Source organism: uncultured Thalassospira sp., from assembly GCF_963976115.1.
In the GTDB taxonomy this organism is placed as follows: Bacteria; Pseudomonadota; Alphaproteobacteria; order Rhodospirillales; family Thalassospiraceae; genus Thalassospira.
The window spans coordinates 1-21,932 of the sequence record NZ_CAXBJJ010000027.1 but is presented as its reverse complement, the minus strand read 5'-3'; the positions used below and the strand labels follow the sequence as shown (position 1 = coordinate 21,932).

The 21,932-nt window shown below is 53.4% G+C and carries 19 protein-coding genes; 10 read left to right on the top strand and 9 right to left on the bottom strand.

The window, feature by feature from the left end; all coding sequences use genetic code 11:
* The first annotated feature begins 45 nt into the window (after nucleotides 1-45).
* A complete protein-coding gene (locus AAC086_RS22470) occupies nucleotides 46-465 on the top strand; it encodes a secondary thiamine-phosphate synthase enzyme YjbQ (RefSeq protein WP_339782223.1) in 420 nt (139 codons plus the stop codon).
* A gap of 91 nt (nucleotides 466-556) precedes the next feature.
* Here the strand turns inward: AAC086_RS22470 and AAC086_RS22465 are convergent, their stop codons facing one another.
* Together AAC086_RS22465 and AAC086_RS22460 are read right to left on the bottom strand one after the other, a co-directional pair.
* Nucleotides 557-2,224 carry a phosphoethanolamine--lipid A transferase gene (locus AAC086_RS22465; RefSeq protein ID WP_339782221.1) on the bottom strand — a complete coding sequence of 556 codons (1,668 nt, stop codon included), beginning with the start codon at nucleotides 2,222-2,224 and terminating at the stop codon, nucleotides 557-559.
* 216 nt (nucleotides 2,225-2,440) lie between these two features.
* Nucleotides 2,441-3,346, bottom strand: coding sequence for a DMT family transporter (locus AAC086_RS22460; RefSeq protein WP_339782219.1), 906 nt, complete (start codon nucleotides 3,344-3,346; stop codon nucleotides 2,441-2,443).
* Between the two features lie 215 nt (nucleotides 3,347-3,561).
* On the opposite strand from AAC086_RS22460, the gene AAC086_RS22455 reads away from it, so the two are divergent.
* The gene (locus AAC086_RS22455; protein WP_339782217.1) at nucleotides 3,562-4,029 is read left to right on the top strand and encodes a RidA family protein; all 468 of its coding nucleotides are present in this window, start codon (nucleotides 3,562-3,564) and stop codon (nucleotides 4,027-4,029) included.
* A 151-nt stretch (nucleotides 4,030-4,180) separates the two neighbouring features.
* Here the strand turns inward: AAC086_RS22455 and AAC086_RS22450 are convergent, their stop codons facing one another.
* Nucleotides 4,181-4,504 (bottom strand): multidrug efflux SMR transporter, encoded by a 324-nt coding sequence (locus AAC086_RS22450; RefSeq protein ID WP_339782215.1) that lies wholly within the window; start codon nucleotides 4,502-4,504, stop codon nucleotides 4,181-4,183.
* A gap of 185 nt (nucleotides 4,505-4,689) precedes the next feature.
* Here AAC086_RS22450 and AAC086_RS22445 point away from each other — a divergent pair, with 185 nt between their 5' ends.
* Nucleotides 4,690-5,919: an FAD-dependent monooxygenase gene (locus tag AAC086_RS22445; RefSeq protein WP_339782213.1), complete on the top strand. Its 1,230-nt coding sequence runs from the start codon at nucleotides 4,690-4,692 to the stop codon at nucleotides 5,917-5,919.
* 150 nt (nucleotides 5,920-6,069) lie between these two features.
* Nucleotides 6,070-6,537, top strand: a complete 468-nt coding sequence (locus AAC086_RS22440; protein WP_339782211.1) for a hypothetical protein — start codon at nucleotides 6,070-6,072, stop codon at nucleotides 6,535-6,537.
* Here AAC086_RS22440 and AAC086_RS22435 read toward each other — a convergent pair whose 3' ends face one another.
* Both AAC086_RS22435 and AAC086_RS22430 read right to left on the bottom strand, forming a co-directional pair.
* Nucleotides 6,538-7,101 (bottom strand): sugar O-acetyltransferase, encoded by a 564-nt coding sequence (locus tag AAC086_RS22435; RefSeq protein ID WP_339782210.1) that lies wholly within the window; start codon nucleotides 7,099-7,101, stop codon nucleotides 6,538-6,540.
* Nucleotides 7,102-7,274: 173 nt separating this feature from the next.
* Nucleotides 7,275-8,198, bottom strand: coding sequence for an AraC family transcriptional regulator (locus AAC086_RS22430; RefSeq protein WP_339782208.1), 924 nt, complete (start codon nucleotides 8,196-8,198; stop codon nucleotides 7,275-7,277).
* Nucleotides 8,199-8,393: 195 nt separating this feature from the next.
* Between AAC086_RS22430 and AAC086_RS22425 the strand changes: the two genes are divergently transcribed.
* Complete coding sequence (locus AAC086_RS22425) at nucleotides 8,394-9,164, top strand: SDR family oxidoreductase (protein ID WP_339782206.1); 771 nt, start codon at nucleotides 8,394-8,396, stop codon at nucleotides 9,162-9,164.
* Nucleotides 9,165-9,228: 64 nt separating this feature from the next.
* On the opposite strand, the gene AAC086_RS22420 is transcribed toward AAC086_RS22425, so the two are convergent.
* The 3 genes from AAC086_RS22420 to AAC086_RS22410 all read right to left on the bottom strand — a co-directional run bounded on the left by AAC086_RS22420 (nucleotide 9,229) and on the right by AAC086_RS22410 (nucleotide 12,381).
* On the bottom strand, nucleotides 9,229-10,062 hold the full coding sequence (locus AAC086_RS22420; RefSeq protein WP_339782205.1) for a phosphodiesterase: 834 nt from the start codon (nucleotides 10,060-10,062) through the stop codon (nucleotides 9,229-9,231).
* A gap of 107 nt (nucleotides 10,063-10,169) precedes the next feature.
* Complete coding sequence (locus AAC086_RS22415; protein WP_339782202.1) at nucleotides 10,170-11,294, bottom strand: patatin-like phospholipase family protein; 1,125 nt, start codon at nucleotides 11,292-11,294, stop codon at nucleotides 10,170-10,172.
* Between the two features lie 154 nt (nucleotides 11,295-11,448).
* Entirely contained in the window at nucleotides 11,449-12,381 is a 933-nt protein-coding gene (locus AAC086_RS22410; protein ID WP_339782201.1) for a LysR family transcriptional regulator, read from the bottom strand.
* A 172-nt stretch (nucleotides 12,382-12,553) separates the two neighbouring features.
* Here AAC086_RS22410 and AAC086_RS22405 point away from each other — a divergent pair, with 172 nt between their 5' ends.
* The 5 genes from AAC086_RS22405 to AAC086_RS22385 all read left to right on the top strand — a co-directional run bounded on the left by AAC086_RS22405 (nucleotide 12,554) and on the right by AAC086_RS22385 (nucleotide 21,255).
* The gene (locus tag AAC086_RS22405) at nucleotides 12,554-15,562 is read left to right on the top strand and encodes an FAD-binding and (Fe-S)-binding domain-containing protein (protein WP_339782200.1); all 3,009 of its coding nucleotides are present in this window, start codon (nucleotides 12,554-12,556) and stop codon (nucleotides 15,560-15,562) included.
* A 263-nt stretch (nucleotides 15,563-15,825) separates the two neighbouring features.
* Nucleotides 15,826-16,884, top strand: a complete 1,059-nt coding sequence (locus AAC086_RS22400; protein ID WP_339782198.1) for an HlyD family efflux transporter periplasmic adaptor subunit — start codon at nucleotides 15,826-15,828, stop codon at nucleotides 16,882-16,884.
* A gap of 38 nt (nucleotides 16,885-16,922) precedes the next feature.
* Nucleotides 16,923-19,700 carry a ribosome-associated ATPase/putative transporter RbbA gene (rbbA, locus tag AAC086_RS22395; RefSeq protein WP_339782196.1) on the top strand — a complete coding sequence of 926 codons (2,778 nt, stop codon included), beginning with the start codon at nucleotides 16,923-16,925 and terminating at the stop codon, nucleotides 19,698-19,700.
* A gap of 2 nt (nucleotides 19,701-19,702) precedes the next feature.
* The gene (locus AAC086_RS22390) at nucleotides 19,703-20,851 is read left to right on the top strand and encodes an ABC transporter permease (protein ID WP_339782195.1); all 1,149 of its coding nucleotides are present in this window, start codon (nucleotides 19,703-19,705) and stop codon (nucleotides 20,849-20,851) included.
* Between the two features lie 92 nt (nucleotides 20,852-20,943).
* Complete coding sequence (locus tag AAC086_RS22385) at nucleotides 20,944-21,255, top strand: Dabb family protein (RefSeq protein WP_339782193.1); 312 nt, start codon at nucleotides 20,944-20,946, stop codon at nucleotides 21,253-21,255.
* Between the two features lie 172 nt (nucleotides 21,256-21,427).
* Here the strand turns inward: AAC086_RS22385 and AAC086_RS22380 are convergent, their stop codons facing one another.
* Nucleotides 21,428-21,688, bottom strand: a complete 261-nt coding sequence (locus AAC086_RS22380; protein WP_339782190.1) for a SemiSWEET transporter — start codon at nucleotides 21,686-21,688, stop codon at nucleotides 21,428-21,430.
* Nucleotides 21,689-21,932: the final 244 nt, after the last annotated feature.

Below are 21,932 nucleotides of genomic sequence, written 5' to 3'. Positions count from 1 at the left end.
TAAAGCACGTTTCCTTTAATGCTGCCTGAAACAGAAAGGGGCGTCTTGCAACAGTATCAAACCCGTTTTGAAATTCGCACGCACGGACAAGGTCTGACCGAATTTACCCACATGGTCGAAGGCTGGCTGGAAGAATGTGCCATCAGCAATGGTGTGCTAACCGTATTTTGCGCCCATACCTCGGCCAGCCTGACGATACAGGAAAATGCCGACCCCGATGTGCAGCATGACCTGCAAATATTTTTCAAACGTCTGGTTGCCGAAGATCCGGGGCTGTATCGCCACATATGCGAAGGGCCGGACGATATGCCAGCCCATATTCGCGCGGCACTGACCAATGTATCGCTATCGATCCCGGTGCAGAACGGACGGGCCGTTCTGGGAACATGGCAGGGGATTTATCTGTTTGAACATCGAAATGCCCCGCATCGCCGCCAAATTCATCTGCATGTTATCGGCCAATAAAATACCACATCGCCTGGATCAAACCCGATTGGCTAAAAACAGGCAACGCTGCGAACGACGCTTTGGCAGGGAACAACGTTGCCTGTCTGTCTTACTGCACCACTGATGCGCGGGCGGATGCAAGGTTGTCGGCTTGGCAATCGGCCAGAATATCCTGTTTTTTATGATACAATTTGGTTTGGATATTGAAAACTCCCAGCACGGTCGAGAAGATATTGTCCTGCGAATAATCGTTATCCTTGCTGATCTTTGCCAGGCATTTGGTGTCAACTTTCTGGGCCTTGGCAAACCCGTCAGACATCCAGACCTGAAAAGGCACATGGGTTTGTTGGTCCGGGGCAAAACGATAGGGTGTACCATGCAGGTAAATCCCCATTTCCCCCAAAGACTCGCCATGATCTGACAGATAAATCAGGGCTGTATCATACTGGTCCTGATAACTGGCCAGTTTCGCCACCAATTGCGAAATCACATAATCAGTATAGCGAATGGTGTTGTCATAGGTATTGACCAGTTCTTCCTGGCTGCAATTTTCAATGTCGCTCCGCGGGCAATCGGGGGTGAAGGTGCGAAAGGAAGCCGGATAGCGCTTGAAATATGTCGGCCCGTGACTGCCGATCAAATGCAGGCCCACCAGTTTGTCGCCCTTGCCCTTCATATCGGCAATCTGCTGGTCAAGATTGCGCAGCATGGCTTCGTCATGGCAGGATCGGCCCTGGCATAAATCAGGATAATCCGCCGGGTTCAGAGTCATATTGGGCACCCGATCACAAACACCCTTGCAGCCGTCATCATTTTCTTTCCAGAAAACAGACACACCCGCCTTTTGCACAACATCAAGCAAACCTTCGCTGTTATGTGCCCGATCAGTGTCAAAGCTTTCCCGATTTTCGGGCGAAAACATGCAGGGCACAGAAATGGCTGTGGCGGTGCCGCATGATTGCACATTCTGAAACGACACCAACTTGTCTATTTTTTGCGTAAACGGGTTGGTTGGCCGATCATATCCGTTCACGGCATAGTTTGCCGCACGAGCCGTTTCGCCAATCACCAGAAATATCAGTTTTGGCTTGATATTGCTGACCCGGTTAACCTGAACGGCATCTTGACCAATAATTTTGAACGGCACCGGCGATGTCAGATAGCGGCGTTTCACATATTTGATGGTGCTGGCGATATAGTTTTCCGGCACCACTTCCTTGGCAAGTTCGCGGTTATTGCGCCCGATCGATGCGTAATCCTGATATAAGAAGCCGACAAACGCCGCCACAATCACCAAAAATCCCGTCATCGCGCCCGCCCGCTGATACAAACCCTGATACCAGCGTTCCGCATAGCTTACCCGAACGAACAACAACAAAATCGCAGGTACAACCCCCATTAGAACGACCATCCCGATCGAATGGGCATTCAGATACGAACCTGCTTCGCGGCTATTGGTTTCAAATATGTTCTGAATCATCGCACGGTCAAAAACGATGCGATATTTGACCATCGCAAAGCTGACCATTGCGCCGGTGATTAACACCAGCACAAAAAACGGCTTTAAGGTGTAGCGCGATGAAAACGGAATAAAAACAAAGTTCAGGGCCGCAACCAGCACAATTGGAATTGAAATGACAAAACCGATACTGAAATCGTCAAGAGCAGACAAAATTTCGTAAAAATGGCGCAATAGCGCAAAATTTAGAACAAATGCAAAATACAACGACAGGGCAAAAACAAGTGTCAGCGCCCGAACGCGGATTAAAACTGGCATTTTCAATCGCGTTACCTTTCCAATAATCACATAATAAGAGAATCACACCCTTGCATTGCGTGTAGAAAAATATTCGCGACGCGACCAAGGGCAACAACACCATAGTCCAGCTTCCTGACAGCAAGCTGAAATGCCTTATGAAATAATTTGGTTAATTATAACCACAAAAAATAACTTTTAATTATGGCACGGATAGATTGAGAAAGCCAGATAAAGTTAAACGACATCGCGAACAGCGCGTCGGCGTTTGCTGCTATAAAGGGCCAAAGCACTGTGCGTTGCCAGTGTCACAATCACGACAGCCCCGGCGATCATTGTGGTGGAAGATGGCACTTCGCCCATAAACAACCAAACCAGCCCCGATCCCAAAATTGCCTCGGTCAACATGATCAGGCCCACTTCGGCGGCCGGTATGCGTTTGGCCCCCATCGAAATAAAGGTAAATGACAACGGCAATACCAGGCAGCCCAGCAGGATCAGCCATACCGGGTCCCAGGGGAACAGCATAAGAGGGCTTGCCGCCGGTGCCACAAAAACCGCGACCAGCAAGGCCCCCACCATCATTGCGCGCACCGTATCAATGGCAATACGCGCACCAAGCACATTAAAATAACACGCCATGCATAATGCCGTGCCCAATGCCAGAACATCGCCCAGCATATGCGCCCCACCCAGCCCGTTGCCAACAATAATGGCCAAGGCTGCAAACACCACAATCGATGCCACCCATGTGCGTAAAGGCTGCTTGCGCCTGAACAAAAATGCCCCGATCAAGCCACTGATCAGCGGGGTTGCTGCAATGATTACAAGGGTATTTGCCGCATCGGTGTTTTTGATCGATAAAATAAAACAGGCACTGGTGCCGCCATAAAAGATTCCGGCCAAAACTTCATCGCGGCGCGGGCAAATGGCCTGCCACAAAGGTTGGCGCGCCCGCGCACCGCGCCAGGCGGCTGCAACCATCAGGGTCATGCCCAATATCAGCAACCGCCAAAAGGCCGTTGTCATATCGTCCGCCTTGATCAAACGGATCAAAAGAGCGTCGGGGCTTAAGATTGTGATGCCCAGCAATGCCAGCCAGCCACCATGCACCCTGTCTAGCCACTTTGTCGCACCCGGCATTATCTGTTTCCCCAACCTTGATGATCCATTTTTGTGTCTTAACCGGTTTTCTGCACGGGAAACCGGCAAATTACAAATGAGCAATTTAGAATAATGGTGAAACCGGCGCGAAACCGGGCACCATTTTACACAAAGAAATGGTTTTGTTTGACGGGCAAGACCGATAGATTACGGCGAGAAACTCAAAACATGCCCTGAAGACAAAGGAACCCATCATGTCTGGAAAAATCGAAACCCGCCTTGACGAACTTGGCATTACCCTGCCCCAGGCCAATGCGCCGGTGGCAAATTATCTGCCCTATGTACGTTCTGGCAACCTTGTGAACATTTCCGGCCAGATCACCATGGAAAATGGCGAACTTAAATTCATTGGCAAGCTGGGCAAGGACTATGGCGTGGAAGACGGCCAGAAAGCCGCCCGTTTATGCGCGCTGAACCTGGTAGCACAGCTCCGCGCTGCCATTGGCGACCTTGATAAAGTTACCCGCGTTGTCAAACTGAATGCCTTTGTCAATTCCGCCCCCGACTTCACCGACCAGCCCAAGGTCGTCAATGGTGCGTCCGACACGATGGTGGAAATTTTTGGCGACGCTGGCAAACATGCCCGTTCCGCTGTAGGTGTTGCATCCTTGCCGTTGGGTGTTGCTGTTGAAATTGATGGCGTCTTTGAAGTCGCCGATTAAGCATTCCTGAACCATCGTCTATGCACCAAACAGGCAGGAAATTATTCCTGCCTGTTTTTACGACCGCATGTTGCCATCGCGCCAAAAGGGTCTCACGGATCTTTTTTGCCATATCTTGCAGCTTTGTCCATGCCGATAATCAAGCGATACTCTAATGCTTGCCAACCATATTCAACCCGGCAACCCCGCCAATAATCATCAGCAAAAAAACACCTTTAATCACCGTTACCGGTTCTTTAAAAAACATCATGCCGATAATGGCAATCGCCGCGGTTCCCAGGCCCGACCAAATGGCATAGGCCGTGCTGACCGGCATGGTGCGCAGGGTAATTGCAAGTGCCCAAAAGCTGATGCCATATAAAACAAGGGAAAGTGTGGTAAAATGCCAGTCGCGAAACCCGTTGGAAAACTTCAGGCTTATCGTGCCCGCCACTTCCAGGCTGATTGCGCACAACAAATACAACCATGCGGCCATTATGTTTCCCCAATTCCATGCACCAAAACAGGCGCGAGCATGGCCAAAACAGCACGGTAACACAAGCCTGTTGCCCTGCATGGCAGGTTCACACACCCGAAAGCAATGATCGAAGACTTTGCCCCACCGCCAAAGCGTTCTATATATCAGCGTAACGAAAGATGAGCGGCAAAACGGGTGGACAGATGATGCAAGAAACCGAAATCCTGATCGCTGGCGGCGGTATCGCTGGCTTAAGTGCGGCCGCACGCCTTGCCGCCGATGGCCACCAGATTGTCATTGTTGACCCGGCCCCGGCACAAAACGCACAAAACAATGCCCCCGCCGATGATGCCGCAACCGACCTGCGAACGACGGCATTTTTAAAACCCGGCATCGATACCCTGACCTATGCCGATGTGTGGGATGATATGCAGACCAGCGGCGCGCAATTACGCGTCATGCGCATTGTCGATGCCGGTGGGGTTGAACGCACCGCACGCGAAACAGCCGATTTTAACGGGGCCGAAACCAGCGATGGCTATTTTGGCTGGAACATCACCAACATTGCTGCCAAAGCCGCCCTTTTGCGCAAAATCGCCACGCTTGATAATGTCCGGCTGATCAATGATTGCCGTGTTACCGGCTATACGCCCCCCACGGCAGCGGGGCCTGGCCCGGCGATCATAACCCTGTCGGATGGACAAAAATTTGCAACATCGCTGGTGCTGGCTGCCGATGGCCGCAATTCAACCCTGCGCAATCTGGCCGGGATACGCTTTAACCGTTGGTCCTATGATCAGGACGCGCTGGTTTTTGCCGTAACGCACCACACCCCGCACGACAATATTTCAACGGAAATCCATCGCTCTGGTGGCCCGCTAACTTTGGTGCCCATGCCAGACCATAACGGCAAGGCATGTTCGTCGGTTGTGTGGATGGTGCCCCATGCAAGGGCAACGCAACTGGCCGCGATGGATGATGCGGCCCTTGCCCGCGCGCTAACCCGCGACACAATGAACCTGTTTGGTCCGGTTGAAATTGTAACCCAACGGGCTGTGTGGCCCATGGTGGCCCAAATCGCCCACCGTTTAACGGCACCGCGCCTGGCACTTGTTGCTGAAACCGCGCATGTGGTGCCGCCCATCGGCGCGCAGGGTTTAAATATGAGCCTGCATGACATTGAAACCCTGGCGAAACAAATTGATCTGGCGAAACTTGAAAACAAGGATATCGGCAGTGACGAATTGCTGCATCGCTGGGAACGACGGCAATTGCCCAAAACCATCGCCCGGGTTGGCGGTATTGACCTGTTAAACCGTGCCGCCATGGCCGAGCCTGAATTTTTGCGCGATCTGCGCTATGCCGGGCTTTGCGCAATCAACCATATTGGCCCGTTACGCCGTCTGGCGATCAAGGCCGGGATCGGCAAATAACCCGGCAATGACGCCAAACAATCGGGCTGCTTGAATTTTATGCCGTCTGACATTTGCAGGCTGGCCCATATTGTTGTCAAATTGTGGTTGCAGGTTCCGGTTAAGCAAATAGATGTCCGCGAAAAACAGACCCTGACAGGAGACTCGACTATGTTCAAAATCCTTGGGAAAACAGGCATCATGGCCTTGGCCCTGACCCTGTTTATCGGTATTGCCACCAGCTTTCCAGCAAGCGCAGCCGACAGCCAAAACACACTTCGCCAGGACATCATCAAGGCAACAGCAGGCCATAAGCTGACCACGGATGAACTAAACCGCATGAGCCGCGTGCTGAGCGAAATCAAAAACAACAAAGACAAATATGACCTGAAATCCAAAAAACCCAATTCCCTGGATGAAATGGTTTCAGACCTCGACAACAAGCCAAAAATCAAATCTCTTTTGGCAGAAAACGGGTTTACCACCCGCGAATATCTGATCGCGAGCATGACACTGGCACACAGCGCCGTTGCCGCACGGGTTGGCGAAGACAAAATGCCAAATACCGACCCTGATAATGTTGAATTTGTTCGCCAGCACCAGGACGCCGTAGACGCCCTGATGCAAACCAGGCGGTAATCACGCGGACCGCAACGATATGTCACATGCGGGGTTGCCGACCACGGTAACCCCGGCGGGCACATCGCGGGTCACCACCGCCCCGGCCCCGATAATGGCGTTATCGCCAATGCAAACCCCGCCCAAAATAATGGCACCACCCCCAACCCAGACATTTTCACCAATGACGACCGGATGGGCAATTTCCAGCCCGTCCTTGCGCAATGCAGGGTCTTTATGGTGTTGCGGGCAATAGATTTGCACATTGGGCCCCAGCATCGTACCCGCACCAATACGGATATCGGCACTATCAAGAAACGCACAGCCCGCATTGATAAAAACCTGCGACCCAAGGTGAATATTAACACCATAGGCGCAGTGAAACGGGGCTTCTATGCGGGCATCGGGCGCGGCAGAACCCAACAGTGCCAACAGATCCGGGGTAATATTGCCGCGATCATCGGGCGGGGTTGTGTTATGAGCAAAAACCGCCCGGCGTGCGGCCATGCGCAATGCCGCCAATTCATCATCCAGGCACCGATACCATTGCCCGGATGCCATTTTTTCCCGTTCGCTTACCGTCAAATCACCATTCCCCCTGATTATATTTTACAGTGACATTGCCCGAACAATGTCGGAACCGCAAGACAATGGCCGGGCGATTAACCCTTCAGGGTTCAATATGAAAACAATGTCTCATCACGCCAACACGGGAACAGGCCTGGGACACCGCCCGGAATACGTTTCAAAAAATGCTGTCAATTCGGGTTAAACGCACGTCTTTGCGCCATAATCTGGCGCGGGGTCATCCCGAACAGACGGGCAAATTCGCGGCTAAACTGGCTGCTGCTTTCATAACCAACCGCAAAGGCCGCCTCGGTCGCAGACAGGGCCTTTGCCCCCATCAGATGTCGGGCTTCGCGCAGGCGTAATTCTTTTTGATATTGCAACGGCGTCATGCCGGTGACCGTTTTAAAATGCTGATGAAAAGACGAAACGCTCATCCCCGCCAGCTCTGCCAGATGCTCAATCCGCAGGCTTTCGCTAAAATCGCTGCGAATTTTATGAATGGCGCGTGCGATGCGCCGGGTATGCCCATCGGGCAGACTTAACCGGCGCAAAACATCGCCATGCGGCCCCGATAGCATCCAGAAATAAATCTCGCGCCGGATCAACGGGTACAGCACGCCAATCGCCTGGGGCCGGTTTAACAGCTGTAAAATGCGCCCGACGCACGCCAGCATGGCATCGTCAACATCCTCGATATAAAGTGCTGCTTGGTCCTTTTTACCAAGGGCACCGCTTGGCGCATCGCTTTTTTCGATCTCGCTTGATAAATCGCGGACTTCTGCCAGATCAATGTCAATCGATATGGCCAGAAATGGCGCGTCCGGGGCGGCATGGGTGACCCGACCGATCACGGGTAAATCCACACTGACCACCAATGATTGCATGGCGTGAAACTGCGTCAGGAGCGTCCCAACCGTCACCTGCTTGGCACCTTGCAAAACCAGACATAAAACCGGGCGGTAAATCATATGCAAAAGCCCGGTTGGCCGGGTTTCACGCATGATCATTACCCCGTCAATGGCAGTTTCAAACACGCCATCCGTTACCCCCTGATCGTTGAGGCAGGAAACAAGACCCGATTTGATTTCCGCGTGTTTCGGCCCAAATGTCATTTTTGGTATCCTGGGAAATGACAAGGAATAGTAACAGAGAATTATGCCCATCAAATTACCCTGAACTGCGATAGCAGCATAGCCTGCCAAACTGGATTTAGAGGATCAGGCAAAAATTTCGTATGACCGGGCATGCGTCCTTCCCCGCATTGGCGTAGCGTGCAATCAACGCACACCGGAACGGAGACTTTGAAAATGACCGCACACACCACGCCCAAAATCGCCCTTGTCACCGGCGGCAGCCGGGGCCTTGGCCGCAACACTGCGGTCAACCTCGCCCGCAAGGGGGTTGATGTTGTTTTGACCTATCATTCAAACCGCACCGAAGCCGACGCCGCGATTGCCGAAATAACCGCCCTTGGTGCAAAGGCGGTTGCCTTACAGCTTGATAGCGGCGCATGTGACAGCTTTGATGGTTTCGTTGCAAACCTGAAAACCGCCCTGATGGAAAACTGGGGCCGCAACAGCTTTGACTTTCTGGTCAACAATGCCGGGATTGGCATTAACGCCAAAATCACCGAAACCACCGAAAACCAGTTTGACCGCCTGATGAATATTCATCTGAAAGGCGTGTTTTTCCTGACCCAGAAATTGCTGCCGATACTGGCCGACGGGGGACGCATCATCAACCTGTCAAGCGGACTGGCCCGTTTTAGCGGCCCGGGTTATGCTGCCTATGCCATGATGAAAGGCGGGATCGAGGTCTTTACCCGCTATCTGGCAAAAGAACTGGGGCCACGTGGCATCACCGCCAACACCGTGGCACCAGGGGCAATTGAAACAGATTTTGGCGGCGGTGCCGTGCGCGACAATGCCAATTATAACAAGATGGTTTCAAACGTTACCGCCCTTGGCCGTGCTGGCGTTGCCGACGATATCGGCCCCATGATCGCCGCCCTGCTTGCAGATGACAATCGCTGGGTCAATGCCCAGCGGATCGAGGTTTCGGGCGGGATGAACCTGTAATCCCACCTTATCGGCAGGAACCCCGGCAACGGCCAGGACGTGAATGGTTCGACGGGTTTCTGCCTCAGCCGAGAATTTTGCCGTTGGCATCAAAAAACGGATAAGGCCCCGCATAAGCCCCGATATAATTTATATGGGTTAGCAGGCCCTGTTCGGGTGTATCAGGCGACCAGAAATGAAGCAGGATTGCCGGAGGTTCCATAACAAAGGCCGCCGGGGCCTTTTCGCGAAAATCGGCAACCACCTGATGCGCAACAGATGGTGCCACATATACCGGCACCCCGTGCCACACACACTGCAAGGACCGGTGCAAATGCCCGCATAAAATACCCACAACCGAGCGATGTTGCGCCAAAACCGCCGCCAAGCCCTGTTGTGCTGCGGGCAATAGTTTAAGGGCATCCATATGGGCAATGCCGCTATTCATCGGCGGGTGATGCATAAAAATCAATGTCGGCTGATCGGGATAACATGCCAGTTCACGATCCAGCCATGCCAGCCGCTTTGCACATAACGTTCCGTGACCATATCCTTCATCAAGGGTATCAAGGGCAATTAAATGCAATGGATGATCGCGCACGGCATATTGCAAAAAACCGTCGTGAAGTGCAGGAATGGCATGGGGAAATGCCCGATGCAAGGCCCCGCGCCGGTCATGGTTACCCGGAATGATATAATAAGGCCGTGATAACGGTGCCAAAATTTCCGCAACCAGGCCGTATTCATCGGCAACACCCAAATCGCCAATATCACCGGTAACCAAAATAACGTCGGGTGCCGGGTCCAGTGCCAAAACATGCGCCACCGCCTGTTCAAGGGCGGTGGCGGTATCGACCCGGCCATAAGCAAGATGACGGTTGGCACGAATATGCAGATCGGTTATCTGGGCAATAAGCATGGTCGCACCTTTTCGCTAGCAACCCCGACGCAAAGATCACAGCTTACGGTGCCGTATTTCCAGAACAATATCGAAATAGCGAAACTTTTGTGACGGCGCGATCTCGCCTAGAATTCGGGCAGCATCGCGTCGATATCAAGGGTGGGGCGCACGCCAAGGTCGGGCTGGTGCCGGGTTAAAAATGCCTCGCTTGCCATGCGGCCTTCATCGCGCAGCATTTCCAAAAACGACCATTCGCCATTCATTTTTGACGATGAATCAAGTTCCAGCATCACATCGCCGGTAATCCGGTGCATTCGCATTTCGGCCCAGCGTGCCCCTTCTTCGTCTTCGGCGCTGACCACGCGGCGCAACAGGGCAATCATGCGCAGTTCTTTTAACAATACCGAATTAAACGATACCTCGTTTAACCGGCTGGCAATATCGCGGGCAGATTTGGGGATGCCATCGCGTTCTACCGGGTTGATCTGCACCAGAATGGTATCTTTGGCCCCGCATTCGCGCACCAGAGGCGCAATCGCCGGATTGCCGGAATATCCACCATCCCAATAGGGTTCACCGTCAATTTCAACGGCATGATACATCGTTGGCAAACAGGCCGATGCCAGCAAAACATCCACATTGATATCTTCATTACGAAAAATACGGCCACAGCCGGTTTGCACATTGGTGGCCGTCACAAACAGGCGAATATCACCGTGGGTTAGCCGGTCAAAATCAACCATTTCGGTTAAAATATCCGATAGCGGATTTCCCCCCATCGGGTTGAGCTGATAGGGCGACAATACCCGTGCGGTCATATCCAGCATTTGAAAAACCGGTGAATTTTCCAGCGACCAGTTTCCCAGCAACACATCCAGCGGGCCCCGTTGCAGCGGGCTGAAACGTGCGGCTTCTGATACCTTGCGCCAGAATTGTTCAAGGGCGGAACGGCCACCTTCGCGGCCGCCTTTGGCAAAACCATCGGCCATAATGGCGGCATTCATTGCCCCGGCCGATGTCCCGGAAATGGCTTCAATATCGATCCAGTCTTCCTCAAGCAACCGATCAAGCACCCCCCAGGTAAAGGCACCGTGCGACCCACCACCTTGCAATGCCAAATCAACCGACAAGCGGTTTTGGGCATGAAACGGGGGTTTGGCGCAGGATTTGGGGGTGGTCCGAACGGGCCTGGGTTTATGTTTGTGTTTCGGTTTGTCAGACCTGGAATAGACAGAAGAATCTGGCGCCATCTTGTTCTCCAATCGGGACTGTATCGGGCCACTCTACGGGACCATTATGCGCAGAACCCCGCCCTGTGCGGGCGATGCTGCAATTGCGAAGATAGCATTCACTTTAATTGTAGTGGTTCAAAACAATTCGCAAGGGGCAACATCACAAAGGTTTTTACCCCGGCAAATGCCAACGCAAGTTTGCCGCCAGCTTCATTGTCGGGGCCCGGCTTAGAACAAGATCCAGAAAGATACCCGCAATTGGCGACAGGCTGCGGCTTTTGCGGCGGATCACGCCAATATGGCGTTCGCGCACAGGGTCGCCAAGGGGCACAAAAACAAGATCGCGGCTGGCTTCCACCCGCGCGGCCAGTTCGGGCAAAATGGTTATGCCAATGCCCGCAGCCACCATGGCACACAAAGTAACCGTGTTCGATGTTTCAACAACCGGCCGCAATGGGGCATCACCCCCGCCCTGAAGGGCCAAAATCGCCCCGGTTCCCGATTCCGGGCCAAGCCCAACAAAGGGGTAATCTGCCAGTTCGTGCCATAACACCTGCTTGCGATTGGCAAACGGGTGATCCTGGCGGCACACCACGCCTAAATGATCGCTAAAAAGCGGTTCAAACTGAATGTCTTGCAGGGGTTTCCAGTCACCCGCGATACCAAAATCAACTTCGCCCCTGGCAACCGCATCATGCACTTCGCCTGCATTCATTTCATCCAGCCGCAAACTGGCATCGGGGTGGGCGGCATTAAATTCAACAATGATCTGTGGTAAAATGCGTGTCAGCACCGATGGCGCAGCGGCAACCACAACCTTGCCCCCCAGCCCCTTTGATTGGGCATCAAGATCATCAAGGGCGATTTCAAAATCGGCCATCAGGCGGCGGGCGACGGGTAAAAACCGCACCCCACCGGCACTTAGCGCAACCTGCCGGGTGGTGCGGTCAAATAACGCCATGCCGATAATGTCTTCAAACTGGCGAATGGTCGCCGTCAAGGTCGGCGGGGTAAGACCCAACCTGTTGGCCGCCCGGGTAAAAGACCCCTGTTCAGCCACCGCAATAAACCCGCGCAAATGACGCAAACTGACCGATGACAACATAGTACAAACCAGACATATTAATTGGAAAAATCGAATAATAATTCGGAATTTTCGATTTGTACAATCAATCATAATCCGGTTGAATAGCAGGCATCGATTAAAAAACACCATCCCCGGGGCCTGTCCGCACCTTCTGGCCCGCCCGTTAACGTTCCCGCACACAGAGATTTCGATGATCCCGAAACTGACCCCTGATCGCAGCCTTGATGATCTGACGCTGGCATTTTTGAAAACGCTGGAACTGGAAGGCAAATTTCGCGGCGAAATCCATGCCGATTTCCCCACCCGCCTGATCCATGCGACAGATAACAGTGTTTATCAGGTCATGCCGCGCGCCGTGCTGCAACCGCGCCAGCGCGACGACATCAATGTGGTGATGGAACTGGCAGGCCGTGCCGAATTTCGCCGGGTTAAACTTACCCCGCGCGGCGGCGGAACCGGCACCAATGGGCAGTCGCTTAACAACACCATCATTGTTGATACATCGAAATACCTCAACAACATTATCGAGTTTGATGCGCAAACCGGGCTGGTGCGGGTTGAACCCGGTGTGGTGCTGGAACAGTTAAATGCATGGTTAAAACCACACGGCTTTTTCTTTCCACCCAATGTGTCAACCGCCAACCGCGCCACGGTGGGCGGGATGGTCGGATCCGACAGTTCGGGCAAAGGATCGCGCATTTACGGTAAAACCAGCCATTACATCGAAAAAATGACCACGGTTCTAATCGATGGCAGCGATTTTGTGACATCCGCCCTGGATGCCGAACAAACCGCCATTGAAGCAGCACAAAAAAACCGGGTGGGCAGCGTTTATCGCAAAATCATCGACGAAATTTTGCCCCGCCGCGATCAGATCAAATCCATCTTCCCGGAAATGAATCGCGGCCTGACCGGCTATAACCTGAAAGAAGCCGTTGCCGATGACGGGGCCAGCAACCTTAGTTTCCTGATCGCCGGGGCCGAAGGCAGCCTGGGCCTGACCAAGGAAATCACCTTTCGCGTTATTCGCCTGCCCAAATACAAAGCCCTGACCGTTGTGCGCTATGCCAGCTTTGACGATGCGCTGCGCCATGTGGGCCGTTTGGTAGCCTTTGATCCGGTTGCAATTGAAAGCATCGACGACAAGGTGATGAAACTGGCCGAGCAAGACGAAAGCTGGCATTTGCTGGCCAAATTGCTGGGGACAGACGGGGCCACTGCTCCCACACGCGGATTTAACGTGGTTGAATTTGCCACCGATGATGCCAACGAGCTGGCCAAGAAGCAACGCCAACTGGCACAATATCTGGCCGACAACCCAAATGACGCCAACGCGCCCATCGGATCGGTCGTCGCAACAGACCCGGCCCAAATGGCGGCAATCTGGTCGATCCGCTCCAAGGCGGTTGGTTTGCTGGGCAACCTTGAAGGCAAACGCCGCGCCACCCCCTTTGTCGAAGATACCGCCGTTCCGCCCGAAAATCTGGCGGATTTTATTGCCGAATTTCGCGCCTTGCTCGATGGCGAAGGGCTGGATTACGGCATGTTTGGCCATGTCGATGTTGGCTGTCTGCATGTGCGCCCGCTGCTTGATATGTGCGACGAGGAAGACGAAATTCGCCTGCGCCGCGTCTCGGACGGTGTGGTGAACCTGACCAAAAAATATAACGGCCTGATCTGGGGCGAACATGGCAAAGGCTTCCGCGGCGAATTTTCGCCGGTTTATTTCGGGCCGGAACTATATGATGTGCTGCGCCGCATCAAAAAGGAATTTGACCCGGAAGGCCAGCTTAACCCCGGTAAAATCGCATCCCCCTATGGCATGGATTTGCCGATAACCCCGATTGACGAAGCCCCGATGCGCGGCCAGCTAGACCGCCAGATCGAAGCCGGGTTGAAAAACGAATACCTGAACGCCACACGCTGTAACGGCAATGGCGCGTGTTTTAACTATGACGATTTCGATGCCATGTGCCCGTCTTACAAGGTAACGCGCGACCGGGTGCATTCGCCCAAGGGCCGGGCAGGCATGGTACGCGAATGGATCCGCCAGATCAGTGTCGGCACCGATGCCGAGGCCCCCGAACTGGCCTTTGCCAATGCACGCGATTTTTCCCACGACGTGTATGACGCCATGAATGGTTGCCTTTCGTGCAAGGCATGCGCGGGGCAATGCCCGGTCAAGGTGGATATTCCCGAAATGAAATCGCGGTTTTTGGCCGCCTATCATGCCCGCTATCCGCGCCCGTTAAAGGATTATATCATTGCCCGGTTAGAACAGCTTGCCCCGCTAACAGCAAAGGCCCCGGCCCTGTTTAATGTTCTGCAATCCCTGCCGCCGGTGAAATGGGCCTTTGCCCGCTTTGCCGGGTTGGAAGATTTACCCAAAACCAGTACCCGTAAACTGGTGCCAGCCCTGCATGCACGCGGCATTGCCCCGTTTCATAAAAACCAGCTTGCTGCCCTTAACGATGCCGAGCGGGTTAAATCGGTATTGCTGATCCAGGATTGTTTCACCACCCATTATGATGTTGAAGCATTTCTGGGCCATGTCGATTTGCTGCGCAAACTGGGCTATCGGGTTTTTGTCCCACCCTATCGCCCCAATGGCAAAGCCCAGCATGTCAAAGGATTTTTAAAACAGTTCGACAAACAGGCCCGCGACAACGATGCGGTTTATGGCGATCTTGCCCAATCTGGTATTCCGCTGATCGGCATTGAACCCAGTGTTTCGCTGACCTACCGCCAGGAATATGCGCAACGGCTGCAAAACCGGCCCGACTACCGGGTAAACCTGTTTCATGAATGGCTGGAAAGCGAAATCCGCAACGGGCGGCTGACCCCGCCCAAAATTACGGCAACCATCGACCAAAATAGCGTGCCGACCCTGTTTCCCCATTGCACTGAAAAAACATCAATCCCTGATGTCAGTGTCAAATGGCAAAAAATATTCGATGCCTTTGGCATCAAACTGACAACCGAACGCACCGGATGTTGCGGCATGGCCGGGGTTTATGGCCACGAAACCGCCAACCGCGACAATTCGCGTCGCCTGTATGAAATGAGCTGGCAGAAAAAAGCCGAAAAAACCGGGGTGAAAAATATGCTGGTTACCGGTTTTTCATGCCGCTGCCAGGTTAAACGCCAAGAAGGTACACGCCCGCAAAGCCCGGCAGAATATCTGGCCAAAGCGCTGTAATACAAGGCAAGACCAAGGTTTCCGCCCGCCCATTCAAGGTCCGCACATTGCTGCGGGCCTTTTTTGCCATTATACCCCGACAATATCCTGAAATATCAGGTTTGTTCCGGATCAAAGACGGCACGCACCCGTTAAGTTAGAACAATTGGCAAATACCACCCGCTTACCGCTGGTCAATCAGAAATACCAGTGTATTCTAATATTGTGCACTGCGGGATGTCCTGCAAGGTATGTTGATAATGTGATCCTGGAGCCTGCTTGTTATGAAAACCGTGCGCGCCATTCTTATTATGCTGGCTGTTCTGATCGTCATGGCCGGTGGCGGCTATTATGCCTGGCTGCAAAATCAGGATGATTTGCCTGACTATATCGCATCGGGCAATGGCCGGATCGAGGCCGAAGAAATCCATGTCGCCGCCAGATATGCCGGTCGGGTTTCTGAAGTGCTGGTAGATGAAGGCGACCGGGTAAATGCCGGTGATATTCTGGCTAAAATGGACACATCCGAACTTGATGCCCAACTGGCCCAGGCGATGGCCGAAGAAGCCCGGGCAAGGGAAGGCGTCCCCGAGGCGCGGGCTGAAATTGTCCAGCGTCAAAGCGAATTGCGCCTGGCAAACCAACAACTTGATCGCGCGCAGCAATTGGTAAAAAACAACAATATTGCCCGCCAACAGGTTGATCAGCGCGAGTCAGACCGTGACACCGCAGTTGCCCGACTGGAAGCCGCCACTGCCCGCCAGACCAGTGCAGAACGCGCGGTTGAGGCCGCCGGAGCGGAAGTGGCCCGTATCCAGGTGCAAATCGATGATTCCGTGCTCACCGCGCCGCGCGGGGGCCGGGTGCAATACCGCCTTGCCGAACCGGGCGAAGTCCTGGCTGCTGGCGGCAAGGTCGTCACCCTGCTTGATTTGACCGACGTTTACATGACGGTGTTTTTACCAACCTCACAGGCGGGCCTTGCCTATGTCGGCAATCAGGCACGTATAGTGCTTGATGCCGCACCCGATTTTGTCATTCCCGCCACGGTGTCGTTTGTTGCCGACAATGCCCAGTTTACCCCACGCGAAGTTGAAACCCGCACCGAACGCGAAAAACTGATGTTCCGGGTTAAAATCCGCATCAGTTCGGACATTCTTGAACAACATATCGAAAAGGTCAAAACCGGCCTGCCCGGCGAGGCCTATATCATTCTGGCATCCAACAGCGGCTGGCCGGATCGGCTAAAGGTACATTTGCCCGACAATGCCGGCACTGTTGATAACAGCAACCATCCCGCCAGCGACACGCCTGCTGGCACCATGGAAACCAGCGGCAAATGATTTCCCCCAACGGTGACACAGAACCACTGGGCAACAGCATGGATACGATCCCTGAAAACCGGCCCGCCGTGCGGGTAAAAGATGTTTCGCACCAGTATGGCAAGACCGATGCGCTTTCGAACATCAATCTTGAGCTTGATCAGGGGCGCATTGTCGGCTTTATCGGCCCTGACGGGGTCGGCAAATCAACCCTGTTAGGCCTGATCGCCGGGGCACGGGAAGTGCAGCAAGGCGATGTCATAACCCTGGGCGGTGATATGCGCAAAGCCCGCCAGCGTGCCAGAACGTCGCCGCGCATCGCCTATATGCCGCAGGGGCTGGGCAAGAACCTGTATATGGATTTGACCGTGCGCGAAAATCTGGAATTTTTCGGTCGCCTGTTTGGGCAGAAAAAATCCGAACGTGCCCAGCGCATTGAAAAACTGGTCAAAAGCACCGGTCTGGACCCGTTTACCAACCGGCCAGCAGGCAATCTTTCGGGGGGGATGAAACAAAAGCTGGGCCTGTGCTGCGCGCTGATTCACGACCCGGACATCTTGATCCTCGATGAGCCAACAACCGGGGTTGATCCGCTATCGCGCCAGCAATTCTGGGCGCTGATCGACACTATTCGCCATGCGCGCCGCAACATGACCGTGCTGGTCGCCACCGCCTATATGGATGAAGCCAGCCGGTTTGATCATTTGATCGCTATGAATGATGGTAAAATTCTGGCCCGTGGCACCGCACAGGAATTGCTGAAACACACAAAAACCGACAGTCTGGAAGCGGCCTTTATCGCCCTTTTGCCCGAAGAGCAGCGCAAGAACCACAAGGAACTGGTTATTCCGCCGCGCCCCGAAAGCGGCGACAAACCCGCCATCGAAGCAAAAGACCTGACGAAAAAATTTGGCGATTTCACCGCCGTCGATCATGTCAGTTTCCGCATTGAACGCGGCGAGATCTTCGGGTTTTTAGGCTCCAATGGCTGTGGCAAAACCACAACCATGAAAATGCTGACCGGCCTGTTACCATCATCCAAAGGCAAGGCCTGGCTGTTTGGCGAACTGTCTGACGGCAAAGACCTTAAAATGCGCGAACGGGTTGGCTATATGTCGCAGGGTTTCTCGCTATATTCCGAACTCACCGTGCGGCAAAATCTGGATTTGCACGCAAGGTTGTTTCATTTACCGGCCGACAAACTGTCATCACGCATTAATGACCTTTCAACCCGGTTTGGTCTGACCCCATATCTGGATGACCTGGCAGAAAAACTGCCTTTGGGGGTGCGTCAACGACTGTCACTGGCCGTGGCAATTATTCATTCGCCCGAAATCCTTATTCTTGATGAACCGACATCGGGCGTTGATCCGATTGCCCGTGATGATTTTTGGCAATTGCTGATTGATCTGTCCCGCAATCAGGGCGTGACGATTTTTATCTCGACGCATTTCATGAACGAAGCGGCACGTTGCGACCGTATTTCACTGATGCATGCGGGCCAGGTTTTAGACAGTGACACCCCCGATGCCCTGGTAAAAAAGCGCGGCACCGAAACGCTGGAGCAAGCCTTTATTGCCTATCTGAAAGAAGCAACCGGCGAAAGCGTCACAGACAGCGCCCCGCCCATTGACGATATCAGCCCCGACGCAAACGATGACAATAACACCTTAAATGCGGTGTCAAACTGGGCGGAAAAAGCGGTGCCCGGTTTTAGCCCCCGGCGCATGTGGGCCTATAGTCTGCGCGAGACGATGGGCCTGATCCGCGATCCGATCCGTCTGGTTTTTGCGCTATTGGGCACAATGATTTTAATGCCGGTTTTTGGCTGGGGCATTACATTCGATGTTGAAAACCTGACCTATGCCGCCCTGGACCGTGACCAGACACCCGAAAGCCGAACCTATCTGGAAGGCCTTGCCGGATCGCGTTATTTTACCGAACGGCCCCCGCTTGATAATTACGCCGATATGGACCAGCGTATAAAAAGTGGTGAACTGGCACTTGTGGTGGAAATTCCACCAACTTTCGGCCGCAAACTGCAACAGGGCCGCACCCCGGAAATTGCCGCAACCATTGATGGCACCATGCCGTTTCGCGCCGAAACCATTCATGGCTATGTGCAGGGCATTCACCAAAAATATATTGCTGACACCATCCTGCGTGAAACCGGCAATAGTGTCACCACCCTCCCGGCCGGCATTCAGGCACGCTATCGCTATAACCAGGATTTCAAAAGCATCTATGCCATTGTGCCATCGGTTATTGCGCTGTTGCTGGTGTTTATTCCAGCCGTCTTAATGGCGGTTGGCGTGGTGCGTGAAAAGGAACTGGGCTCAATCACCAACCTTTATGTGACCCCGGTCAGCCGGTTTGAATTTTTGCTGGGCAAACAGATCCCCTATATCGCGCTTGGCATGATCAATTTCGCCCTGATGACATTTATGGCCATTGTCGCCTTTGGCGTTCCGATCAAAGGCAGCTTTCCGGCCCTTGTGCTCGGGGCCTTTCTGTTTGTGGTTTCGACAACCGGGTTGGGATTGCTGATTTCATCTTTCACCAAAACCCAGATTGCCGCCCTGTTTGGCACCGCCATTGCCACCATGATCCCATCGGTGATGTTTTCGGGCATGATGCAGCCCATTTCATCGCTGACCGCGGCCCCGCGGATATTATCCATGATCATCCCGACCTCGCATTTCATGACCATTAGCATCGGGGTATTTACCAAGGCCCTTGGTTTTATGGCACTTTATCCACAATTCATCATTCTGGCATTGTTCTTTCCGGCCCTGACCGGCCTGTCAATGCTGCTTCTTCCCCGGCAGGAGCGTTGACCATGAACCTGCGCCATCGTATCGAAAACATCTATCGTCTCGGGATCAAGGAACTGTTCAGCCTGCGTCAGGATGTGGTGTTGCTGGCCCTTATCGTCTGGGCATTTTCCTTTGCCATTTATACCGCCGCCACCGGTCTTTCGCATGATCTCCATAACGCCTCAATTGCCGTGGTCGACCTTGATCGATCACAACTTTCGACCCGCCTGCGCGATGCATTCCAGGAACCCTATTTCAAAAAACCGGTTCTGATCCGTTATGATCAGATCGACCCGATGATGGATAGCGGCAAATATACCTTTGTTCTGGTGATACCCACCGACTTTGAAGCCGATGTTATTGCCGGGCACAAACCCGATATTCAACTCAATATCGATGCCACCGCCATGATGCAGGCCGGCATTGGCGAAGGATATATCAACAATATTTTCAGCCAGGAAATTCGCACCTGGGTGGGCGGCAAAACCCTGGCCGCAGGCCAAACCGCACAAGCCCCCATCGACCTTGTCTTGCGCTATGCCTTTAACCCCAATGCCGAAAGTTCATGGTTCACCAGTGTAATGGAAATCATCAACAATGTGACCATGCTGGCGATCATTCTGGCCGGGGCCGCCCTGATCCGCGAACGCGAACATGGCACCATCGAACATTTGCTGGTCATGCCCCTTGCCCCGTTTGAAATCATGATGGCAAAGGTATGGTCCAACGGGCTGATCATTCTGGTCGCGGCTGGTTTGTCGCTGTGGCTGGTGGTGGAACTGTTGTTAAAAGTCCCCATTGCCGGGTCTGAAATGCTGTTTCTGGCAGGCACGGTTTTGTATCTGTTTTTCGCCACCGCGCTTGGCATTTTTCTCGCGACCCTGGCGCAATCGATGCCGCAATTTGGCTTGTTGTTCATGCTGGTGGTGTTGCCCATGCGCCTGCTTTCGGGCGGCTATACCCCCACCGAAAGTCAGCCCCAGCTGATGCAATGGATCATGACATTCGTGCCATCAACCCATTATGTCAAATTCGCCCAGTCGATATTATATCGGGGGGCCGGGCTGGATATTGTGTGGCCGGAATTTGCCATGATTGCCGGTATCGGCGGGCTGTTCTTTGCCTTTGCCGCCTTCCGGTTTCGCAAATCCATTGCCGTCATGCGGACATAATCGTCGCCCCCGACTGGCGGTGCCGGGTTTTTGGCCCACATAACAAAAACAATCGCCTATCGCCAATTGGCTGACAAAAGGAACCATACCGAATGATTCGCCATATCGTGCTGGTCAAATTCAAATCTGATACCAGCGAACAAACCATTCAAAACCTGTTTGATCGCCTGGCCGGGCTGCGCGAACAATTGCCCGGCATGCGTGATTTTGACGCCAGCCTGTCGCTCAGCCCCGAAGGTTTGGAACAAGGCTTTAAATACGGCATTTGCGTTGATTTTGTCGATGAAGCCGCGCGGGATGCCTATCTCGCTCTGCCCGACCACAAAGCGCTGGGGGCCGAACTGGTCGGCCTGGCCGAAGGCGGCATTAACGGGCTTGTTGTTTTTGATTTAAAACTGGGCTGATCGGGAATCATCGATGACAGCATAAAAATTGGGCGGTCGAACCCTTTACGGTTTGATCGCCCTTTTTCCAGCCAAACCATGTCGTCTTTCAAGGCCCCGTGGCCGCGGAAAGGCCATCCGGGGCATGGATCCTTTCCCGCTGGTCCCGCACATGCCACCAGGCTGCTTGAAATCAGCCGTGGCGCAGCTTGAAACCCAAAATGATTGCTGCAAGCAGGAAGGTCAGTCCATTGGCGATGATCACCGGCCAGTCGCCATTGATCAAGCCATAAACAAACCACAGCGCAATACCGGTACACAGCACCAGAAACATGCCCAGGGAAATATCCGCAGTCGAGCGGGTGCGCCAGGTCCGGATCACTTGCGGTAAAAAAGCCAGCGTCGTCAGGCTGCCCGCCACAAGGCCCAGAATTGTTTCAAATGGCAACCCCATCGCATGCTCCTTCATCGCAAAAGCAATCTATCACTTGAATGCATTCAACACACAATCCCCGGGCTTTCAAGTCTGAAAATATTCTATCATCAAGTTTCGACGAACTCGAACAGAATCAATGCCTTGAAAATCGAGGATAACAGAAAATCTGGCCCTGAACGCACAAAACCCCGCCAAAGGGGCGGGGCTGGAATGGTGGGCCTAACAAGACTCGAACTTGTGACCTCTCGCATGTCAAGCGAAC

Coding starts and splice junctions, on each gene's coding strand:
- AAC086_RS22430 (WP_339782208.1), bottom strand. CDS start 8,198: ATGACATTTGGGCCGAAACACGCGGAAATCAAATCGGGTCTTGTTTCC.
- AAC086_RS22440 (WP_339782211.1), top strand. CDS start 6,070: ATGTTCAAAATCCTTGGGAAAACAGGCATCATGGCCTTGGCCCTGACC.
- AAC086_RS22455 (WP_339782217.1), top strand. CDS start 3,562: ATGTCTGGAAAAATCGAAACCCGCCTTGACGAACTTGGCATTACCCTG.
- AAC086_RS22465 (WP_339782221.1), bottom strand. CDS start 2,224: ATGCCAGTTTTAATCCGCGTTCGGGCGCTGACACTTGTTTTTGCCCTG.
- AAC086_RS22420 (WP_339782205.1), bottom strand. CDS start 10,062: ATGCTTATTGCCCAGATAACCGATCTGCATATTCGTGCCAACCGTCAT.
- rbbA (WP_339782196.1), top strand. CDS start 16,923: ATGGATACGATCCCTGAAAACCGGCCCGCCGTGCGGGTAAAAGATGTT.
- AAC086_RS22400 (WP_339782198.1), top strand. CDS start 15,826: ATGAAAACCGTGCGCGCCATTCTTATTATGCTGGCTGTTCTGATCGTC.
- AAC086_RS22385 (WP_339782193.1), top strand. CDS start 20,944: ATGATTCGCCATATCGTGCTGGTCAAATTCAAATCTGATACCAGCGAA.
- AAC086_RS22410 (WP_339782201.1), bottom strand. CDS start 12,381: ATGTTGTCATCGGTCAGTTTGCGTCATTTGCGCGGGTTTATTGCGGTG.
- AAC086_RS22390 (WP_339782195.1), top strand. CDS start 19,703: ATGAACCTGCGCCATCGTATCGAAAACATCTATCGTCTCGGGATCAAG.
- AAC086_RS22425 (WP_339782206.1), top strand. CDS start 8,394: ATGACCGCACACACCACGCCCAAAATCGCCCTTGTCACCGGCGGCAGC.
- AAC086_RS22450 (WP_339782215.1), bottom strand. CDS start 4,504: ATGGCCGCATGGTTGTATTTGTTGTGCGCAATCAGCCTGGAAGTGGCG.
- AAC086_RS22380 (WP_339782190.1), bottom strand. CDS start 21,688: ATGGGGTTGCCATTTGAAACAATTCTGGGCCTTGTGGCGGGCAGCCTG.
- AAC086_RS22415 (WP_339782202.1), bottom strand. CDS start 11,294: ATGGCGCCAGATTCTTCTGTCTATTCCAGGTCTGACAAACCGAAACAC.
- AAC086_RS22405 (WP_339782200.1), top strand. CDS start 12,554: ATGATCCCGAAACTGACCCCTGATCGCAGCCTTGATGATCTGACGCTG.
- AAC086_RS22445 (WP_339782213.1), top strand. CDS start 4,690: ATGATGCAAGAAACCGAAATCCTGATCGCTGGCGGCGGTATCGCTGGC.
- AAC086_RS22460 (WP_339782219.1), bottom strand. CDS start 3,346: ATGCCGGGTGCGACAAAGTGGCTAGACAGGGTGCATGGTGGCTGGCTG.